The sequence below is a fragment of the Janthinobacterium foliorum genome (genome assembly GCF_978021625.1).
Genome location: NZ_CDXDQE010000003.1, coordinates 227049 through 245535, shown reverse-complemented (window position 1 = coordinate 245535; position 18487 = coordinate 227049). Strand labels below are relative to the sequence as shown.

The following is an 18487-nucleotide window of genomic DNA, read 5'->3' as shown; positions in this document are numbered from 1 at the left end:
ACACTAGCGGCGTCGCAATCGCATCACCCCCTTTTACTCTAGAGAATACCTATGTCCGCTTATTTGCAAGGAACAGATCTGGCCGCCAAAGAGAAGGCCGCCGCACCGGTGCCGGCGCCATCCAAGCCTGTCGCCAACAAGGCCGTGACCATCCACACCCTGGCCACGCTGCGCGCCGCCGGTGAAAAGATCACCATGCTGACCTGCTATGACTCCAGCTTCGCGTCGCTGATGGACCGCTGCGGCGTGGAGATCCTGCTGATCGGCGATTCGCTCGGCATGGTCTGCAATGGCCACAACTCCACCCTGCCCGTCACCGTGGCCGAACTGGCTTACCACACGGCTTCCGTGGCGCGCGGCGCCAAGTCGGCCATGATCATGTCCGACCTGCCGTTCGGCGCGTACGGCACGCCTGAAACGGCGTACGCCAACGCCGTCATCCTGATGCAGGCGGGCGCGCACATGATCAAGATCGAAGGCGGCGCCTGGCTGGCCGACACCGTGAAGTTCCTCAGCGAACGCGGCATCCCCATCTGCGCCCACATCGGCCTGACGCCGCAATCCGTGCACCAGCTGGGCGGCTATAAAGTGCAGGGCAAGAGCACGGAAAGCGCCGCCGAACTGAAGAACGACGCGCTGGCGCTGCAAAACGCGGGCGCCGCCATCGTGCTGATGGAAGCCATGCCGTCGCAGCTGGGCAAGGAAGTGACCGACATGCTGACGATACCGACCATCGGCATCGGCGCCGGTCCCGACTGCTCGGGCCAGGTGCTCGTCATGCACGACATGCTGGGCGTTTTCCCAGGCCGCAAGGCGCGCTTCGTGCGCAACTTCATGGAAGGCGCCGCCAGCATCGACGACGCCGTCACCGGCTACGTGAAAGCCGTCAAGGATGGCAGCTTCCCGGCGCTGGAACACTGCTTCTGATGTAGTTTGTTCTAAGTCGGCTTACGCGCTGCGCGCCAAGCCGACCTACGAGACCATCAACGCCGTAGGTCGGGTAGGTCGGATTAGGCGGGGCCGCCGAGGCCGCAGGCCGTAATCCGACAACACCACAGGCACAAACCCCTACCCCACCTGTATCCACGTCGTCTTCAATTCCGTGTATTTATCCAGCGCGTGCAAGGACTTGTCGCGCCCGTTGCCTGACTGCTTGTAGCCGCCGAACGGCACGGTGATGTCGTCGCCGTCGTACTGGTTGACGTGCACGGTGCCGGCGCGCAGGGCGCGCGCCGTCTGGATCGCCTTGGTAATGTCCGACGTCCACACGGCCGCCTGCAAGCCGTACGGCGTGGCATTCGCCTGCTGCACCGCCTCGGCGATATCCGTAAAGCTCAGCACGGACAGGACGGGTCCGAAAATCTCTTCGCGCGCGATCGTCATGCCGGCGTCCACGCCGAAGATGGTGGGCTGCACATAGTAGCCGCCCGTATCCGCGCGCACGGCGTCGCCGCCGCCCAGCAGCTGCGCGCCTTCCTGCTTGCCGGAGGCGATATAGCCCATCACCGTGTTCATCTGCGTGGCATCGACGATGGCGCCCATGACGGTGGCCTCGTCGAGCGGGTCGCCGGGCTGGAAGCGGGGCAGCATGGCCAGCGCCTTGGCGATGAACGCATCCTTGATCGACTCTTCCACGAACAGGCGCGACGGCGCATTGCAGCTTTCGCCCTGGTTGAAGAAGATGGAACCGACGGCGGTGGCCACGGCCTTGTCCAGGTCCGGGCAATCGGCGCAGACGATGTTGGCGGACTTGCCGCCCAGCTCAGTCCAGGCCCGTTTCAGATTCGACTGCCCCGCCATCTGCACGATCAGTTTTCCCGTGCGCGTGGAACCGGTAAAACCGATGCAATCGACATCCATGTGCAGGGCCAGCGCGGCGCCCGCCTCATTGCCATAGCCGGGCAGCACGTTGAAGACGCCCGGTGGAATTCCTGCCTGCAGCGCGATATCGGCCAGGCGCAGGGCCGTCAACGGGGATTTTTCGGACGGTTTCAAAATCACGCTGTTGCCGGCGGCGAGGGCCGGCGCGATCTTCCACGCCGCCATGATCATCGGATAATTCCACGGCACGATGGCGGCGACGACGCCCACCGGTTCGCGCGTGATCAGGGCCAGGCTGTTGGCGGGCGTGGGGGCGATTTCATCGTAGACCTTGTCGATCGCCTCGCCATACCAGCGCAGGCAGTTGGCCGTGGCGCCTACGTCCACGCTCTGGCTGTATTTGATTGGTTTACCCATGTCCAGGGTTTCCAGCAGGGCCAGCTCGGGACCGTGCTGCTGCACCAGGTCGGCAAACTTGATCAATATCCGCTTGCGCTGCGCCGGCGACTTTCCTGCCCAGCGGCGGTCGTCGAAGGCGGCGCGGGCGGCCTGCACGGCCGCGTCCACGTCGGCGCCATCGCAGCGCGCCACCGGCCCCAGCGAACGCCCGTCGATGGGCGACAGCTTGTCGAAGGTCTGGCCGGATACGGCCCCTACCCGTGCGCCGTCGATGAAAGCGCGGCCATCGATCTTGAGCTCGGCGGCACGTGCATGCCAGCTGGTGTTTTCCGTCATCGTCGTCTCCTCAAAGGTGAAGACGCCAGCTTACTCCTGATCCGCCGCATACGCCGCAGACACCTGCCTGCGCCGTCTGCGGTCGGCGCGCGCCAGCATCACGGCATAGGCGATGACGGCGATGGTCACGGCGAGGATGGTCAGCGCCGCGATGGCATTGACGCGCGGATCGAGGCCCAGGCGCGCGCGCGAAAAGATCACCAGCGGCATGGTCGTCGAGCCGGGGCCGGACAGGAAGGCCGACAGCACCACGTCGTCGAGCGACAGGGTAAACGTCAGCAGCCAGGCCGATGCCAGCGCCTGCGTGATGTTCGGCAGGGTCACGAGGAAGAACACCTGGTGCGCGCGGCAGCCCAGGTCCATGGCCGCTTCCGCCAGGGACTTGCTCATTTCCTGCAGGCGCGACTGCACCACCACGGCCGCATACGCCATGCCCAAGAGGGTGTGGCCCAGCCAGATGGTCAGCACGCCCCGCTCGGGGAAACCGAAGACCTTTTGCATGGACACGAGCATCAGCAGCAGGGACAGGCCGATGATCACTTCCGGCATCACCAAGGGCGCGCTGACCATGGCGGAAAACACGGTGCGGCCGCGGAAGCGCTGGTAGCTGGTCAAGGCAAAGGCGGCAAACGTGCCGAGGATGACGGAAGACGTCGCCGACATGAAGGCGATCTTCAGCGACAGGCCAAAGCCGGATATGATTTCCGCATCGCTCATCAGCTCCCGGTACCAGCGCAGCGAAAAGCCGCTCCACACCATGTCCTGGCGCGAGCTGTTGAAGGAGAAGACGATCAGCACGATGATGGGCAGGTAGAGGAACAGGTAGCCCAGCGAGAGCCAGCCACGCCCGAACCAGCGCTGCAGGAAATTACGTCCGTTCATGCTTGCTTCTCCGTGCCCTGATCCGTCTTGTATTTGTTAAAAATGGCCATCGGCACGAGGATCAGCAGGATCACCAGCACCGTCACCGACGAGGCCATGGCCCAGTCGTTATTCGTGAAGTATTCATCCCACAGCACCCTGCCGATCATCAACGTTTCAGGGCCGCCCAGCAGCTCGGGAATCACGTATTCGCCCACGGACGGGATGAACACCAGCATGGCGCCGGCGATGATGCCCGACTTCGACAGGGGCACGGTGATGCGCCAGAACGCCTGCAATGGCGTGGCGCCCAGGTCGGCCGCCGCTTCCAGGTAACGCATGTCCATCTTGACCAGGTTGGCGTACAGGGGCAGGATCATGAAGGGCAGGTAGGCGTACACCATGCCGACGACCAGCGAGAACGAAGTGTTCATCATGTGCAGCGGTTCGCTGACGATGCCCAGCGCCAGCAGCAGGTCGTTGAGCAGGCCGTGGTTGGCCAGGATGCCCTTCCACGCATACACGCGCAGCAGGAAGGAAGTCCAGAACGGCAGCATCACCAGCATCATCAGCACCGGACGGATGGACGGCCTGGCGCGCGCCATGAAATAGGCGAACGGGTAGCCGATGCACAGGCAGATGGCCGTGGTGATCGCCGCGTATTTCAGGGAACTGAGATAGGTAAGCAGATACAGTTCATCGGCGGCGATGAACAGGTAGTTGGCGATTTTCACCTTCAGCACGACGATGCCGTCGACATACGACAGCAAGCCGCCGAACGGGCTGCCCGCCGTGTCCATGTCGGACAGGCTGATGCGCAGCACGATCAGGAAGGGGACTAAAAAAGCGGCCGTCAGGAACAGCGCCGGCACGGCGATAACGGCGTTGCGGCCGGTGAGCCAGCGCAGGGTGACAAGGCTGCGCAGCGATTGCAAAAGGGACGTCATGATGGCCTCAGCTGGTCAGCACGACGATGTCGGCGCCATCCCACCATACCCACACGCGCTGTTCGCGTTCGAGGCGCGCGGCGTCGTGGCGGGCCGCGTTGGTGCGCGAGACTTTCACCACCGTGCCGCTGTCGAGGCGCACGTGGTAGCTGGTTTCATTGCCAAAATACGCCATGGCGACGATCACGCCCTGGGCGCAGTTGTAGCCGTGTTCCGCCGGCGACGCCCGTTCTTCCAGGGCAGGCGGTTCGACCTGGATGCCGATTTTTTCAGGGCGCACGGCCACCGAGACATCCATGCCCAGGTTGCCCGTGATGCCATGCGAGACATAGTGCTCGCCGTCAGGGGTGGCGATCACCACGTGGTCGGGCTCATCCTGCGTAATGCGGCCATCGAACAGGTTGACGCTGCCGATGAAATCGGCGACGAAACGGCAGTTCGGCGTTTCATAGATTTCGCCTGGCGCGCCCACTTGCAAGATGCGTCCTTCGCTCATGACGGCGATGCGCGTGGCCATGCTCATGGCCTCGTCCTGGTCGTGCGTGACCATTACGCAGGTGACGCCCACCTGCTCGATGATGTTCACCAGTTCCATCTGCGTGCGCTCGCGCAGTTTTTTATCCAGCGCGCCCAGCGGCTCGTCGAGCAGCAGCAACTGCGGCCGCTTGGCCAGGCTGCGCGCCAGCGCCACGCGCTGCTGCTGTCCGCCCGAGAGCTGGTGCGGCTTGCGCTTCGCGTACTGGCCCAGCTGCACCAGCGCCAGCATCTGCTCGACCCGCGCCGCCACTTCCGCTTTCGGCAAGCCGTCGCGGCGCAGGCCGAAGGCGATGTTGTCCCACACGGACAGATGGGGGAACAGCGCGTACGACTGGAACATCATGTTGATGGGGCGCTGGTGCGGCGGCACGTCGACGATGCTGTTGCCCGCCAGGGCGATGCGGCCCGAGGTCGGCGTCTCGAAGCCGGCCAGCATGCGCAGCAGGGTCGACTTGCCGCAACCGGAACTGCCCAGCAGGGCGAAGATCTCGCCCTTGTTGATCGTCACGGAAATCGCATCGACGGCGCGCACGCCATCGAATTCCTTGACCAGCTGATCAATCAGCAGAAAAGGCGCTTGGGCGTCGCGGGCCGACGCGGCAGGTGTTGCTATCGTCATGTGTGGGTAGCTTCTGGGTAAGAGGGTGTCAAAATGAAAAACTGGCCGCTGTAGGAGCGGCCAAGATGGAAGTTTAGCGGAACTGCCGCCATTGCGGTCCAAAAAATGCGCAGATGGCGGCAAAATTGGGCAAAAACCGACACCAACCCAGGAGCAAACCACGGGGTCGTACCCTCAGGGCACGACCCCGGCCCTTGCATTTTGGTTCAACAAGATGATGCTACGAAAACCTACACCCAGCCCTTGGCCTGCACGTCCGCCAGGGTCTTGTCCAGGCACAGGCGTATCAAGCCCACCATCTCGTCGATCTGCGCGCGCGTCATCACCAGCGGCGGGGCGACGATCATGCGCTCGCCCACGGCGCGCATGATGACGCCATTGTCGAACATGTGGCCGCGGCAGATCATGCCCACGCCCTGGTCCTCGTCGAACAGCTCATTGTCATGCACGGTAGCGCCCTTCTTGCGCACCAGGTTCAGGCCCGCGACCAGGCCGCAGCTGTCCGCGTAGCCCACCAGCGGATGCTCGCCCAGGCTGGCGAAGCACTGTTTCAGGTAGGGCCCCGTATCGTCGGCCACCCTGGCCACCAATTGTTCTTCCTCGATGATGCGGATGTTTTCCAGCGCGGCCGCGCAGGCCACGGGGTGGCCGGAATAGGTAAAACCGTGCGTGAATTCGCCGCCCTGCTCGATCAGGACCTTGGCGACGCGGTCGCCCACCAGCACGCCGCCCAGCGGCACATAGCCGGACGTGACGCCCTTGGCAAACGTGATCAGGTCGGGCTTGATGCCGAACAGGTCGGAACCGAACCAGCGCCCCAGCCGCCCGAAACCGCAGATGACTTCATCGGCGATCAGGAGGATGCCGTACTTGTCGCAGATGCGTTGGATCTCGGGCCAGTAAGTGGCAGGCGGGATGATGACGCCGCCGGCGCCCTGCACCGGCTCGCCGATGAAGGCGGCCACCTTGTCGGCGCCGATCTCGAGGATTTTGTCTTCCAGCCAGCCGGCCGCCTTCAGGCCGAAGGCTTCCGGACTCAAGCCATGGCCCGACTCCAGGTAGTTGGGCTGGCCGATATGCGCGATGCCGGGGATCGGCAAGCCGCCCTGCGCGTGCATGCCATCCATGCCGCCCAGCGATGCTCCCGCCACCGTGCTGCCGTGATAGGCGTTGTGGCGGCTGATGATGGTGTGGCGCTCCTTGTGGCCGAGGATGTCCCAGTAGCGGCGCACCATGCGCACATTCGTGTCGTTGCCCTCGGAGCCGGAACTGGTGAAGAACACGTGCTGGAACTGCGGCGGAGAGAGTTGCGCCAGCTTGGCGGCCAGCTGCGCGGCCGGCACGTTCGTCGTGCCAAAGAAGCTGTTATAAAACGGCAGCGTCTCCATCTGCCGGTACACGGCTTGCGAAATCGACGTGCGGCCATAGCCCACGTTGACGCACCACAGTCCCGACATGCCGTCGACGATCTTCTTGCCCTGGCTATCCCACAGGTAGACGCCGTCGCCGCGCACCATCACGCGCGCGCCCTTGCTGGCCAGGTCCTGGAAATCGGTGAACGGATGCAGGTAGTGGGCCGAATCCATCTGCTGGATGGCGGCCGTGTCGTAGACCTGCGGCGCCGCGTTTTTCTGCGCCACGGAGGCGACCAGGGCGGCGCCCGGCGCCAGCGGATTGTTGGATGTATTCATTGGTATCCTTTCTTAAACGTGGAGCAGAAGATGTTCGCGCTCCCATGGGCTGATGACGGTCATGAATTCGCGGTGCTCCAGGTCCTTGATGGCCGCATACACGTCGATGAAGCGCTCGCCCAGCACCGTGCGCAGCTTGTCTTCCGCCCGCAGGGCTTGCAGCGCTTCGGGCAAGCCTTGCGGCAGCTCGAATTTCAGGTCGTAGGCGCTGCCCACCATCATCGGCGTCGCTTCCAGCTGTTCCGTCATGCCCAGGTAGCCGCAGGCCAGGGTGACGGCCAGGGCCAGGTAAGGATTCGCGTCGGCGCCGATGATGCGATTTTCCACGCGCCGGTCCTGCACGCCCGATTCCGGCACGCGGAAGCCCACCGTGCGGTTGTCCAGGCCCCACTGGATGTTGATGGGCGCGGCCGTGTGGCGCACGATGCGGCGGTAGGAATTCACATACGGCGCGACGATGGCCATGGCCGACGGCATGTAGCGCTGCAGCCCCGCGATGTAATGCTTGAAGATGGGCGCGGCCGAACCGTCCTCGTTGCTGAAGATGTTCAAACCCGTCTTCGCGTCGACGACGCTCTGGTGCACGTGCATGGCGGAACCCGGCTCGCCCGCCATGGGCTTGGCCATGAAGGTGGCGTACATATCGTGCTTCAGGGCCGCTTCGCGCAGGGTGCGCTTGAAGAAAAACACCTTGTCGGCCAGGCCCAGCGGGTCGCCGTGCAGGAAGTTGATTTCCATCTGTCCCGCGCCGATCTCGTGGATCAGGGTATCGACGTCCAGGTTCATCAGCTCGCAGTAATCGTAGATATCCTCGAACAGCGGGTCGAACTCGTTGACGGCGTCGATGCTGTACACCTGGCGGCTGGTTTCGGCCCGCCCGCTGCGGCCGATGGGCGGTTTCAGGGGCAGGTCAGGGTCCGTGTTCTTCGCTGTCAGGTAGAACTCCAGCTCGGGCGCCACGACGGGTTTCCAGCCCTTGTCCGCATACAGTTTCAGCACGCGCCGCAGCACGGATCTTGGAGCGAAATCGACCAGCATGCCATCGGCGAAATAGCAGTCGTGGATGACCTGCGCGGTGGGGTCCGTGGCCCACGGCACCATGGTGATGGTGGTGGGATCGGCCTTTAAAATCATGTCGCGGTCGGTGCTGGAAATGGCGCGGTCATAGCCGCCATCGTCGACCGGATAATTGCCCGTCACCGTCATGCCCAGCACCGCTTCCGGGATGCGCATGCCCCGCTCCTGGGTGAATTTCCCGCGCGGCAGGATCTTCCCCCGCGCCACGCCGGTCAGGTCGGGGACCAGGCATTCGATTTCCGTGACGCGCTTTTCATTGAGCCACAAATCCATGTCCGTATAGGTGAAATTTTCGCGTATTGCCATGTTTCCCTCTCGTTGGTCTTGCGCTTTTCCTGATCAAGCGCCGCATGCTGCCCCTGCGGCGCGCCTGTCATTCTTTCTTTCTGTGCTGCTGTTCCTGGTAATCGCGGCACGCCTGGCCGAAGGCGCCAAACAGCCGCATCGAGTGCGGATTGTCTTCCACCTGCCACTCCGGGTGCCATTGCACGGCCAGCGTAAAACCGGCGGCGCTGGCCACGCTATACGCTTCGACCAGGCCGTCGTCGGCCAGGGCTTCCACCAGCAAGCCGTCGGCCAGCCGCGCCACGCCTTGGCCATGCAGGGAATTGACCAGCATGTCAGTTTCGCCGCCCAGCAGGCGTGACAGCATCCCGTCCGGCATCAACTTGATGCGGTGCGCGGGCGCGTACTGGCGCGCCAAGGGATCGAGCACGTTTTCGCGGTGGTCCTGCATGCCCGGCACGGCGTGCACGGCCTGGTGCAGGCTGCCGCCCAGCGCCACGTTGACTTCCTGGAAGCCGCGGCAAATGGCCAGCAGGGGCAGCTGGCGCGCCAGCGCGGCACGGATCAGGGGCAAGGTGGTGGCATCGCGCGCGGGGTCTTGCGGCAGGTCGGGAAACAGGATGTCTTCGCCATACAGGCGCGCATCGACGTTCGAGGCGGAGCCGGTCAGCATGACGCCGTCGGCCACTTGCAGCGCCGCTTCCAGGTCCGCCTCCGCTCCCAAAGCGGGCAGCAGCAGCGGCAGGCAGCCGGCGCCGTGCAGCACGGCGTGCAGGTATTTGTCCTGCGCCATGTGCCAGGCATGGCTGCCAAGCTGGCGCTGGCAGGCGGGGACGAGAACGATGGGACGGCGCATAGAGTGCTACCTCGCTGGCGTGACGATCCAATGACAGCGCCATGACAGCGCTGCCGCTCGCTTCACTGTACAGCACAGCCGCAGGCAGCGGCCACACGGATGAGCGTGGCCAGCGGTGGCACACATCGCCTACACTACGGCTTTGCAATATTGCCTTTATTAAATCATCATATGCCCGTCCGGCGCCAAACACCAGCGCCGCAGGCAAAGTCCCCTTTTTCACATGCATCCACACCACTTCCCCACCACCCCGGCCCTGTTTTCTCCCACGCGGAGGCCAGCATGAAGCACATGCCATGGCGTGATTTCTTCGCCCTCGTCGTCAGCATCGGCGTGGTGGGCCTCGGCCTGGGCGCCACCATGCCGCTCACCGCGCTGACCTTGCACCAGCGCGGGGTGGGCACGGACATCATCGGCATGATCACGGCCGTCAGCGCCCTGGGCATCCTGGCCGCCTCGCCATTCGTCTCGGGCTGGGTGGGACGCTTCGGCGCGCGCGCCACCATGCTGGGCGCCGTCTGGGTGGCCGCGCTGGCGACGATCGCCATGCAGTGTACCGACCACCTGCTGGCATGGAGCGTGCTGCGCTTCCTGTTCGGCGGTGCCATGGGCGTGCTGTTTACCATCGGCGAGGCGTGGGTCAACCGCCTGGCGCCCGACAATTCACGGGGACGCGTGGTGGCCATGTACACCACCAGCTTTACGTTTTTCCAGCTGATCGGCCCCGCCCTCGTGGCGCTGTTCAACGACAAGATCAGCTGGAGCTTCGCCGCCTGCGGCCTGCTGTTTTTGCTGGCCGTGCCTGGCCTGATGCTGATCTCGAACAGCGGCCCGGAACGCGAGCCGGAAGAGCATGGCGTGAAATGGACCTTGATCCTGCCGCGCATGCCGATGATCGTGCTGGGCGCCGCCTTCTTCGCCCTGTTCGACACGCTGGCCTTGAGCCTGCTGCCCCTGTACGCGATGGAGCACGGCATCGGCACTGAACTGGCCCTGCTGTCGGCCACCGTGGTGCTGGTGGGCGACACGGGCCTGCAGTTCGCGCTGGGCTGGATGGCCGACCGCTTCGGCCGCGCCAGGGTGCATGCAGGCTGCGGCGTGGCCGTCTGCCTGCTGCTGCCGCTGCTGCCGTTCGCCGTCGGCACGCCCTGGCTGTGGTGGACCCTGCTGCTGTTGCTGGGCGCGGCAGCGGGCGGCATTTACATGCTGGCGCTGGTGGCCTGCGGCGAACGGTTTACGGGCCTGTCGCTGACCAGCGCCAGCGCCAGCGCCATCGTCAACGCCACCTGGGGCGTCACCAGCGGCGGCGGCCCCCTGCTGACGGGCGTGCTGATGCAATCCGTGGGCGTGAACGCCCTGCCGGCCGTGATGTGGGTGTGCGCCGCCATTTTCGTCGGCAGCGCCGTGTGGGAGCGCAAAAAGGGGATCGTGTAGCGCGCTACTTCCGGATTTTTTCCAGCCGCTGGCGCAGCTCCTCGGCCACCGGATAATCGGGATACGCCTGCCGGAACGCGGCCCACTCCTCCTGCGCCAGCGCGCCCTCGCCCGCTTTCAGCAGGGCGTCGATCTTCACCAGCCACACGGAAGCGTCCAGTTTTGCCGGCGGCGGCAGCGGCGCGGCGCGTGCGGCAACGGCAGCGGGCATGGCCAGTGCGCGCGGCACGGGCGCCTGGCGCTGCAGGCTAGATTCGGCCTGCATGGGCAGCTCCATCGCCGCGGCCGGCGCCGGCGGGGGCGGCGGTGCAGGAGGCGCAATCGGCACGCTCGCCGTCGGCAGGGGCTCTGGCCGCACGGCAGGCGCCGGCGCCGGCTCGGCCTGCTCCGGCGGCCTGGGGGCCATCTTTGCCAGCGCGCGCGGTGCCGGCAAGGGCGCTGGCGACACCGGGGCTTCGGCCGCAGGCGCCGCAGCCGGTGCGGCCGTTGATGTGGCCGTTGATGTGGCTGTTGATGTGGCTGTTGATGCGGCTGTTGATGCGACAACTGGTGCTGGCATCACGTGCTGCGTGGCCGGCTCTCCCACCACGGGAAATTGCGCCGGCTTCGAGCCAAACCACTCGACGCCGATCAGGTTTACCGTCAGCAGCACGGCGGCGGCCAGGCCCAGCGGGATACGCCAGCGCTGCAGGTAGTCGGGCGCCTTTTTCGCCGGCAGGGTGCGCAGCACGCCATCGGCGCTGTCGTTGGCCGCTGCCGGCTTGTGCAAGGCCTTTTCCGCATCGGCCAGGATGGCCGCATCGAGCGCGCTGGAAGGCGCCGGCTGCGGCAGGCTGGCCAGCAGCGCGTTCAATTCCTCGTCGTCCCGTCCGTCGTTATCTTGATTGTGCGTATTCATGCCTGTCCTCCCGCGCCATTGGCACTGTCCAGTCCCGCCCGCAGCTTCTGCATGGCGTAGCGCAGCCGGCTCTTGACGGTTTCCGCTTCCGCCCCCGTCACCACGGCGATATCCTGGATGCTCATGCCGCTGAACTGCTGCAGCACCAGCGCTTCCTTTTGCTCGGCCGGCAGCGCCGCGATCGCCGCATGCAGCAGCGCGTGCTGCCGTTTCTGCTCCAGCGACTGCAGCGGCGAGGCGCCGTCGTCCGCCAGCTCGCCCGTTTCCGCCTGTTCCTGCCCTTGCCGCTGGCGCAGCAGGTCGATCAGGCGGTTGCGCGCGATCTGGTACAGATAGGTGCGAAATGCCGATTGCGGCTGATAGCCCGTGCGCGCCGCGTGCAGGCTGGCCCACGCATCCTGCACGATCTCGTCCACCCACGCGCGGCGCGGCGCGCGCCAGGCCACGAAACGGTACAGGCCCTGGCTATGGCGCCGGTACAATTCGCGGAACGACGCCAGGTCGCCGGCGCCGTAGCGCAGCATCAGCTCTTCATCCGTCGCGGTGAGTAAAGTGTCGGGCATGCGAACCAGTGTAGCCGAACTACGCGGCAGCGCCAATTTCCGTGCTCCGTCAGCGTGCGGCAGGCGCATAGCTGATGCGGCGCACTTCGCGGACCTGGCCGTCCTGCAGCGCGCCTTCCACCAGTTCGTAGCCCAGCAGGGCGAAGATGCGCCCCTGCAGGAACAGCGGCCGCGCATTGCCGTACCAGTCCACGCAGGAGGCGCGGCAGCCGTCGTCCACTGGCTGACCGGCCCGCGCCGCCAGCGCGCCCAGTTCCCTCAATTGCAGGCCGCTGCTTTGCAGGTACAGCACGGAAGCGGATGAACGGTTCAAGCCTGGCCGCGCGTCCGCAGCGAGGATGGGCAGGCCGATCACGCCCTCGCCCGCCGTTTGCGGCTTGTAGAAAAAGCCGTGGCTGCGCGACTCGCCCTGCGCCGCATCGGCACGGATGTAGCGCGCGGCGATCGCCGCCTGGCGACCCAGGCGGATGCTGCTGAAGTGCAGATCCCTGCCCTGCGCGCCGATCACCACGGCGTCCTCGCCCAGCGCCTCGATGCGCTCCACGCCATGCGGCAGGGCCAAGGATTGCGCGCTGCCCCCATCGGCCCAGCGCACGGCATGCAAGGGCTGGCACGGCCAGGCCTGGTCGGCCTGGCGACGCCCGGCATTGCCCGGATTGCCGTACAACAGATATGGCCCCACGTAGCGGTTCTGCAGACCATAGCCGCCGCCACCGGGCAGCGCCTGGTAGCTGCCGGCCGGCGCGCTGTCGCGGCCATCGGAAAACGACGCCAGCGGCACGCGCAGCAGGGCCATGTCGCCGCGTCCGCGCGCGCCATCCCACATGGCGTCGCCCTGGCCTTCGGCGCGCAGCAGCACGTTCAGGTGGCCGTCAGCGCTTTCCAGGAACGAGAACTGGTCGACGGGGGCGCCGGCCACTTTCAGGGCGCTGGGCGCGCTGCCGTCGAGGGGGATGCGAAACAGGCCCGAATCGCTGCCGCGGCGCGTCGTCCACACGTACACGGATTCGCCCGAGACGTAGAACACGCGCCCCTGCGGCCCCATGACGGCGGTGGCTTCGCAGCGCATGTCGCGCTGCGCCAGGTCGCACACGGTGACCGTGTGCAGGGCCGGACGGGTACCTGGTTCCGGTTCCTCGTCGGTGCGGTAGATGCGCGTGGCCGGGGCGATGCGCTTGAAGTCCGATGGCACGGCGTCGGGACGCCAGCGGCGCAGCGCGGGAAAGCCGCCGAACGGGTCGCCACGGCGCAAGTCCAGCGACAAGGGCGAATAGAACACCAGCTTGCTGCCGACCAGGCGGCTGGCGTAATTGCGCGAGGAGTAATAATCATTCGAGCGCAGGTGATAGGTGGAGCGGTAGGCCAGCGTGCCGTCCCCGTGGATGTCGAACAGGCCGATTTCCGTGCCGCCGCGGCTGTAGCTGTAGCCGATCACCACCAGCGTGTCGCCGTCGATCAGCATCTCGTCATACCAGCTGCCGGACGGATCGCTGCCGGGGGCGAACGCGTCGAGCGACGACACGGGCTGCAGGGCATTGCCGCCCACCGCCACCGTAAACAGCTTGCCGCGCCGCAGCATCACCAGGTGCTTGCCATGCAGCTTGACGATGCCGCCTTCGTCCACGCCTGCCGTCTGCACATTGGTGACCGATTCGGCCGCCTCCGCCGATGCTGCCGGTGCCGCTTTTGCCGCCATGGGCGCGGCCGGCGGCGCCGGCGGTGGCGCCGCCATGTACTGCGCCGTGGCGCGCTGCAGTTTCTGCTGATTCAGCAGCAGCGCCGCCTGGCGCGCCCGCAGCTGCTGCAGGTAGGCGCTCAGGGCCTGCTCGCTGGCGAATGGCGCCAGGGTCGTGCGCGGCGCCGTGCCGGCGGCATGGCAGCCTGCCGACAGCAGCAGGGTCAGTATCACGGTGATCTTGATGGCGCTGGACATCGCTGCTTCTCCGGTTGGCTGGGGTGTCCGACATGAAACGCGGCAGCGGAAAAGAAGGGGTTAAAAGCGCGTGAAAATATTTTGGAAACTGCCGCCTTATTCAAAGCCGCGAATGCGGTCGCCGTTAAAATTCGGCAGGCGCCACTCGAAATGCAGGGCCAGGAAACGGAACAGGAAGCCGGCGCCGATCGACGCCAGCTGCGCCACCGAGCTGTCGACCTTGAAGTACAGCAGGCCGACATACAGGCTGCCCGTAAACAGGGCGACGGTGGCATACACTTCGCGCTGCAGCACCAGCGGAATCTGGTTGCACAGGATATCGCGCAGCAGGCCGCCAAAGACGCCCGTGATCATTCCCGCCAGCACGACGATGGCCGGGTGCATCTTGGCCGACATGGCGATGTCGCAGCCGATCACGCAGAACGCCACCAGGCCCAGACCGTCGACCAGCAGGAACACCGTGCGCAGGTGGTGCAGGTAGCGCGCCACCACGGCCGTGACGACGGCCGCGCCCACCGTGAACAGCAGGTATTCGGGATGCGCGATCCAGCCCAGCGGGTAGTGCCCCAGCAGCACGTCGCGGATGGTGCCGCCGCCGAGCGCCGTGACGGTGCCGATCATGCAGATGCCAAACAGGTCCATGCCGCGCCGCATGCCCATGATGGCGCCGGACATCGCTTCGGCGACGATCGCCACCAGGTAAATCGTATATAACAGCATGGTCTTACTCTTCCGAAAATGATTTGAGAATTTGTTCGCGTTCGCGCGCTTCGCTCAGCGCGCGCGCCTCGTGGCCCGTACTGCCGGTGCCGCGCTCCTCGCCGTTGGCCAGGCGCGTGTCGGCGTTAATGCCGCCAGGGCTGCCGCTGCCGCAGCTGACACTGCTGTGGATGAAGGCATGGCTGTCCTGCAGGCAGTCGCCGGCCAGGTATTCGGCATACACGTAGTCGCCGTCGAGCAGGGCCAGACCCTGCGGTTCGGCCAGCACCTGTTCGCGGCGGCCCTGCACGGCCACCTGCATGTAGTCGCGCCAGACGGGCAGCGCCAGGGTGCCCCCCGTGGCGTTGCCCAGGCTTTTCGGCTGGTCGTAGCCCAGCCACACGACGGAGACGAGGCCCGAGGAATAGCCGGCGAACCAGGCGTCATAGGCATTGTTCGAGGTGCCCGTCTTGCCGGCCGCGTCGCTCCGTCCCAGCGCCAGCGCGCCGCGCCCCGTGCCGCTCTTGACGACGTCGCGCAGCATGCTGTCCATGACGTAGGCATTGCGCGTGGAGATGACCTGGGTGCCCCCCTTGGCGCGTGGCGCCGCATCGCTGAACAGCACGGCGCCGCTGCGGCTGCGCACTTCCTTGATCAGCTTTGGCGGCATCTGCATGCCGCCGTTCGCAAACACGGCATACGATTGCGCCAGCTGCAGCGGCGTGACGGCGCCCGCACCCAGCGCCAGCGGCAAGGAGACGGGATTGCGCGCGCTCTCGAAGCCGAAGCGCGTCGCGTAGTGCTGCACGTAGCCGGGCCCCGCCGCCTGCATCAGGCTGACGGCCACCAGGTTTTTCGAGCGCACCAGGCCGCGCCGCACGCTGATGAAGCCTTCATAGTTATTGCCGTAATTGCGCGGACGCCACGGCTGCGCGCCCGTTTCCTGCGGCAGCAGCAAGCGCTGCGTGTCATCCACGGCCGTGCCAGGGAAGTAGCCCTTCTCCAGCGCCGCCGAATACACGAAGGGCTTGAAGCTGGATCCGGGCTGGCGGTAGGCTTGCGTGGCGTGGTTGTAGTGGTTGCGGTAGAAATCGAAGCCGCCCGCCATGGCGACGATTTCGCCGCTGTGCGCATCGACGGAAATGAGCGCGCCCTCCATCTCCGGCAGCTGGCTCACCAGCCAGCGGTTTTTCGCCGCGTCATGCACCACGCGGATCACGCTGCCTGCGACGATGGCGCGCTTGCCATCCCACTGCAGCTTGCCGCCCAGGCGCGCATCCGATGCCGTCAGCACGATCTCCTCGCCATTGCGCAGCTGCGCCGTGACCTGGCGCGCGCCGCCGTTCTCCACCTTGCGCACCAGGGCGGCGCGCAGTTCGCCGCTGTCCGGGTAGGCGGCCAGCTGGCGCGCCACGCTGTCCGCGGAGGCGGCCAGGCGCGCTTCCGGGCCGCGATAGCCGCGCCGCGCCTGCGCGTTCAGCAAGCCGTCGCGCAGCGACTTGTCGGCCGCGCGCTGCGGCGCCATGCGGATGGTGGTCGTCACGTCCAGGCCCATGCTGTAGGCCCCTTCCGGGTAGCTTTGCAGGATCAGCTGGCGCGCTTCTTCCACCGCATACGCGGCCGCGTGCACGGAACTGTTGCGGTCCTTGTTCAAGGCCAGTTTTTCCGCCACGGCGGCAGCGTATTCGGCCGGCGTGATGTAACCGAGTTCGCGCATGCGCTGCAGGATGTAGTGCTGGCGCACGGTGGCGCGCTGCGGATTGGCGACGGGGTTATAGGCCGACGGCGCTTTCGGCAAGCCGGCCAGCATGGCCGCTTCGGCGATGCTCACGTCCGCCAGCGGCTTGTCAAAATAAATGTTCGAGGCGGCGGAAAAACCGTAGGAGCGCTCGCCCAGGTAAATCTGGTTCATGTACAGCTCCAGCAGCTTGTCCTTGCCGTAGTGCTGTTCCAGCTTGTAGGCGAGCAGCATCTCCGTCAGCTTGCGCTGCACGGTCTTTTCGCGCGACAGGAAGAAATCGCGCGCCACCTGCATGGTGATGGTGCTGGCGCCCTGCGCGTGGTGGCCCGTGACGACGTTGGCCAGGGTGGCGCGCGTGAGGCCATAGAAGTCCACGGCGCCGTGCTCGTAGAAACGCGCATCCTCGATGGCCAGCAAGGCCTGGCGCATGCGCAGCGGGATATCCTTCAAGGGCAGGAATTCGCGGCGCTCTTCGCCGTATTCGGCCAGCAGCTCGCCTTCGCTGGAGAGTATCCGCAGCGGCAGCGCGGGCTTGTACTGGGCCAGGTGCTCGACGGCGGGCAGGTCCTGCCACGCCTGGCGCAGCCAGTAGCCGCCCGCCAGCGCGGCGGACAAGCCCAGGCCCAGCGTCAGTCCCAGGCCGAATTTCAGCTTGCGCGCCAGCGCCGATGGCCGCTTGCGCGCGCTGGTCGTGGCGCTGTCTTTTACGCCGTCTTTTTCACCGTCTTGCGCCGTATCGTGCGTTTCCATATTGCTTATTCCTTTGCTACCAGGAGGCGGCGCGCGGGCGCGCGGCACTCCATCAAAGAAGCATTGTGCACTGCAACACACCTATCCTTATCAAAAGTAAGTATTATTTAGTATTGATAAATTTTTCTTATGTTAGGCGCGCACCATGAACCTGAATCCCAAGCACACGGAAGCGTTCCGCGCCGTCGTCGAAACGGGCAGTTTCGAGCAGGCGGCGCTGCAGCTGCACCTGACGTCGCCCGCCATTTCCCAGCGCGTGCGGGCGCTGGAAAGCCAGCTGGGCAACGCCTTGATCGTGCGCAGCCGTCCCGCGCGCGCCACGCGCATGGGCCAGCGCCTGATGCAGTACCTGAAACGGGCCAAACTGCTGGAAGCGGATCTGGAAGCGGAACTGGCGGTGCAGCAGGATGCCCCGCTGACCCTGGTGCTGGCGCTGAACGCCGATTCCATGGGCACGTGGTTCTTTCCCGCCCTGTCCGAGGTGCTGATCCGCGAGCGCGTGCTGCTGGACTTGACCGTGGAAGACCAGAACCACACCTATACTTTGCTGGAGACGGGCATGGCCATCGGCTGCATCAGCACGGAAGCGAAACCCATGCGCGGCTGCACGGCCGAGCCGCTGGGCGTGATGCGCTACTGGCTGGTGGCCACGCCCGCGTTCCGCCAGCAGTGGTTCGCGCATGGCCTGACGCGCAAGGCGGCGCGCACGGCGCCTGTCGTCGCCTACACGCGCAAGGACACCTTGCAGTCGTCGTTCCTGCAAGAGGCGCTGGGCTTGCCCGAAGGCGCCTACCCCTGCCATTACGTGCCCGGCGCCACCTCGCACTTCAACGCCATCCGCTATGGACTCGGCTACGGCATGGTGCCCGAACTGTTGTTGAAGGCAAACGCGGATGGCGAGCTGGTGGAAATGCTCACGCCGAAGACGCCGGCCGACGTGGCCCTGTACTGGCACACGTGGAAGGTGCAGTCGCCGCGACTGGAGCAGCTGTCGCGGCAGATCATCGCGGCGGCGCGCACGATGCTGAAATAACGATCAA

Annotated in this window: 15 protein-coding genes; 3 read left to right on the top strand and 12 right to left on the bottom strand. The window is 65.7% G+C overall.

Translation table 11 applies throughout. The annotated features are described in order from the left end of the window. The first annotated feature begins 51 nt into the window (after positions 1 to 51). Positions 52 to 927, top strand: coding sequence for a 3-methyl-2-oxobutanoate hydroxymethyltransferase (gene panB, locus ACZ92H_RS08565; protein ID WP_465048999.1), 876 nt, complete (start codon positions 52 to 54; stop codon positions 925 to 927). Between the two features lie 141 nt (positions 928 to 1068). Here panB and ACZ92H_RS08560 read toward each other — a convergent pair whose 3' ends face one another. The 7 genes from ACZ92H_RS08560 to ACZ92H_RS08530 form a co-directional block, all read right to left on the bottom strand. Further along, a complete protein-coding gene (locus tag ACZ92H_RS08560; protein WP_465048998.1) occupies positions 1069 to 2556 on the bottom strand; it encodes an aldehyde dehydrogenase in 1488 nt (495 codons plus the stop codon). 30 nt (positions 2557 to 2586) lie between these two features. Continuing rightward, positions 2587 to 3438 carry an ABC transporter permease gene (locus tag ACZ92H_RS08555; RefSeq protein WP_465048997.1) on the bottom strand — a complete coding sequence of 284 codons (852 nt, stop codon included), beginning with the start codon at positions 3436 to 3438 and terminating at the stop codon, positions 2587 to 2589. Continuing rightward, a complete protein-coding gene (locus tag ACZ92H_RS08550; protein WP_131373416.1) occupies positions 3435 to 4364 on the bottom strand; it encodes an ABC transporter permease subunit in 930 nt (309 codons plus the stop codon). Before ACZ92H_RS08550 ends, ACZ92H_RS08555 begins: the two co-directional genes overlap by 4 nt. A gap of 7 nt (positions 4365 to 4371) precedes the next feature. Next, positions 4372 to 5520 (bottom strand): ABC transporter ATP-binding protein, encoded by a 1149-nt coding sequence (locus ACZ92H_RS08545; RefSeq protein WP_465048996.1) that lies wholly within the window; start codon positions 5518 to 5520, stop codon positions 4372 to 4374. A 230-nt stretch (positions 5521 to 5750) separates the two neighbouring features. Further along, on the bottom strand, positions 5751 to 7211 hold the full coding sequence (locus ACZ92H_RS08540) for an aspartate aminotransferase family protein (RefSeq protein ID WP_131373414.1): 1461 nt from the start codon (positions 7209 to 7211) through the stop codon (positions 5751 to 5753). 12 nt (positions 7212 to 7223) lie between these two features. Then, positions 7224 to 8594 carry a glutamine synthetase family protein gene (locus ACZ92H_RS08535; protein WP_131373413.1) on the bottom strand — a complete coding sequence of 457 codons (1371 nt, stop codon included), beginning with the start codon at positions 8592 to 8594 and terminating at the stop codon, positions 7224 to 7226. A 67-nt stretch (positions 8595 to 8661) separates the two neighbouring features. Next, positions 8662 to 9429 carry a gamma-glutamyl-gamma-aminobutyrate hydrolase family protein gene (locus tag ACZ92H_RS08530; protein ID WP_465048995.1) on the bottom strand — a complete coding sequence of 256 codons (768 nt, stop codon included), beginning with the start codon at positions 9427 to 9429 and terminating at the stop codon, positions 8662 to 8664. A 282-nt stretch (positions 9430 to 9711) separates the two neighbouring features. On the opposite strand from ACZ92H_RS08530, the gene ACZ92H_RS08525 reads away from it, so the two are divergent. After that, positions 9712 to 10863: an MFS transporter gene (locus ACZ92H_RS08525; protein ID WP_465048994.1), complete on the top strand. Its 1152-nt coding sequence runs from the start codon at positions 9712 to 9714 to the stop codon at positions 10861 to 10863. A gap of 4 nt (positions 10864 to 10867) precedes the next feature. On the opposite strand, the gene ACZ92H_RS08520 is transcribed toward ACZ92H_RS08525, so the two are convergent. The 5 genes from ACZ92H_RS08520 to ACZ92H_RS08500 all read right to left on the bottom strand — a co-directional run bounded on the left by ACZ92H_RS08520 (position 10868) and on the right by ACZ92H_RS08500 (position 17447). Beyond that, entirely contained in the window at positions 10868 to 11761 is an 894-nt protein-coding gene (locus ACZ92H_RS08520; protein WP_465048993.1) for a hypothetical protein, read from the bottom strand. Beyond that, positions 11758 to 12324, bottom strand: coding sequence for a sigma-70 family RNA polymerase sigma factor (locus ACZ92H_RS08515; protein ID WP_465048992.1), 567 nt, complete (start codon positions 12322 to 12324; stop codon positions 11758 to 11760). The genes ACZ92H_RS08520 and ACZ92H_RS08515 overlap by 4 nt, the downstream gene beginning before the upstream one ends. Before the next feature lie 49 nt (positions 12325 to 12373). After that, the gene (locus ACZ92H_RS08510; RefSeq protein WP_465048991.1) at positions 12374 to 14257 is read right to left on the bottom strand and encodes a beta-propeller domain-containing protein; all 1884 of its coding nucleotides are present in this window, start codon (positions 14255 to 14257) and stop codon (positions 12374 to 12376) included. Positions 14258 to 14353: 96 nt separating this feature from the next. Next, the gene (locus tag ACZ92H_RS08505) at positions 14354 to 14977 is read right to left on the bottom strand and encodes a trimeric intracellular cation channel family protein (RefSeq protein ID WP_092796813.1); all 624 of its coding nucleotides are present in this window, start codon (positions 14975 to 14977) and stop codon (positions 14354 to 14356) included. 4 nt (positions 14978 to 14981) lie between these two features. Continuing rightward, on the bottom strand, positions 14982 to 17447 hold the full coding sequence (locus ACZ92H_RS08500) for a penicillin-binding protein 1A (RefSeq protein WP_465048990.1): 2466 nt from the start codon (positions 17445 to 17447) through the stop codon (positions 14982 to 14984). 145 nt (positions 17448 to 17592) lie between these two features. On the opposite strand from ACZ92H_RS08500, the gene ACZ92H_RS08495 reads away from it, so the two are divergent. Then, positions 17593 to 18480, top strand: coding sequence for an HTH-type transcriptional regulator ArgP (locus tag ACZ92H_RS08495; protein WP_465048989.1), 888 nt, complete (start codon positions 17593 to 17595; stop codon positions 18478 to 18480). Positions 18481 to 18487: the final 7 nt, after the last annotated feature.

Bases quoted from the DNA above. Each gene is read 5' to 3' on its own strand.
- ACZ92H_RS08535 (WP_131373413.1), bottom strand. From the start codon at position 8,594: ATGGCAATACGCGAAAATTTCACCTATACGGACATGGATTTGTGGCTC.
- ACZ92H_RS08505 (WP_092796813.1), bottom strand. From the start codon at position 14,977: ATGCTGTTATATACGATTTACCTGGTGGCGATCGTCGCCGAAGCGATG.
- ACZ92H_RS08500 (WP_465048990.1), bottom strand. From the start codon at position 17,447: ATGGAAACGCACGATACGGCGCAAGACGGTGAAAAAGACGGCGTAAAA.
- ACZ92H_RS08545 (WP_465048996.1), bottom strand. From the start codon at position 5,520: ATGACGATAGCAACACCTGCCGCGTCGGCCCGCGACGCCCAAGCGCCT.
- panB (WP_465048999.1), top strand. From the start codon at position 52: ATGTCCGCTTATTTGCAAGGAACAGATCTGGCCGCCAAAGAGAAGGCC.
- ACZ92H_RS08520 (WP_465048993.1), bottom strand. From the start codon at position 11,761: ATGAATACGCACAATCAAGATAACGACGGACGGGACGACGAGGAATTG.
- ACZ92H_RS08525 (WP_465048994.1), top strand. From the start codon at position 9,712: ATGAAGCACATGCCATGGCGTGATTTCTTCGCCCTCGTCGTCAGCATC.
- ACZ92H_RS08560 (WP_465048998.1), bottom strand. From the start codon at position 2,556: ATGACGGAAAACACCAGCTGGCATGCACGTGCCGCCGAGCTCAAGATC.
- ACZ92H_RS08530 (WP_465048995.1), bottom strand. From the start codon at position 9,429: ATGCGCCGTCCCATCGTTCTCGTCCCCGCCTGCCAGCGCCAGCTTGGC.
- ACZ92H_RS08540 (WP_131373414.1), bottom strand. From the start codon at position 7,211: ATGAATACATCCAACAATCCGCTGGCGCCGGGCGCCGCCCTGGTCGCC.
- ACZ92H_RS08495 (WP_465048989.1), top strand. From the start codon at position 17,593: ATGAACCTGAATCCCAAGCACACGGAAGCGTTCCGCGCCGTCGTCGAA.
- ACZ92H_RS08550 (WP_131373416.1), bottom strand. From the start codon at position 4,364: ATGACGTCCCTTTTGCAATCGCTGCGCAGCCTTGTCACCCTGCGCTGG.
- ACZ92H_RS08555 (WP_465048997.1), bottom strand. From the start codon at position 3,438: ATGAACGGACGTAATTTCCTGCAGCGCTGGTTCGGGCGTGGCTGGCTC.
- ACZ92H_RS08510 (WP_465048991.1), bottom strand. From the start codon at position 14,257: ATGTCCAGCGCCATCAAGATCACCGTGATACTGACCCTGCTGCTGTCG.
- ACZ92H_RS08515 (WP_465048992.1), bottom strand. From the start codon at position 12,324: ATGCCCGACACTTTACTCACCGCGACGGATGAAGAGCTGATGCTGCGC.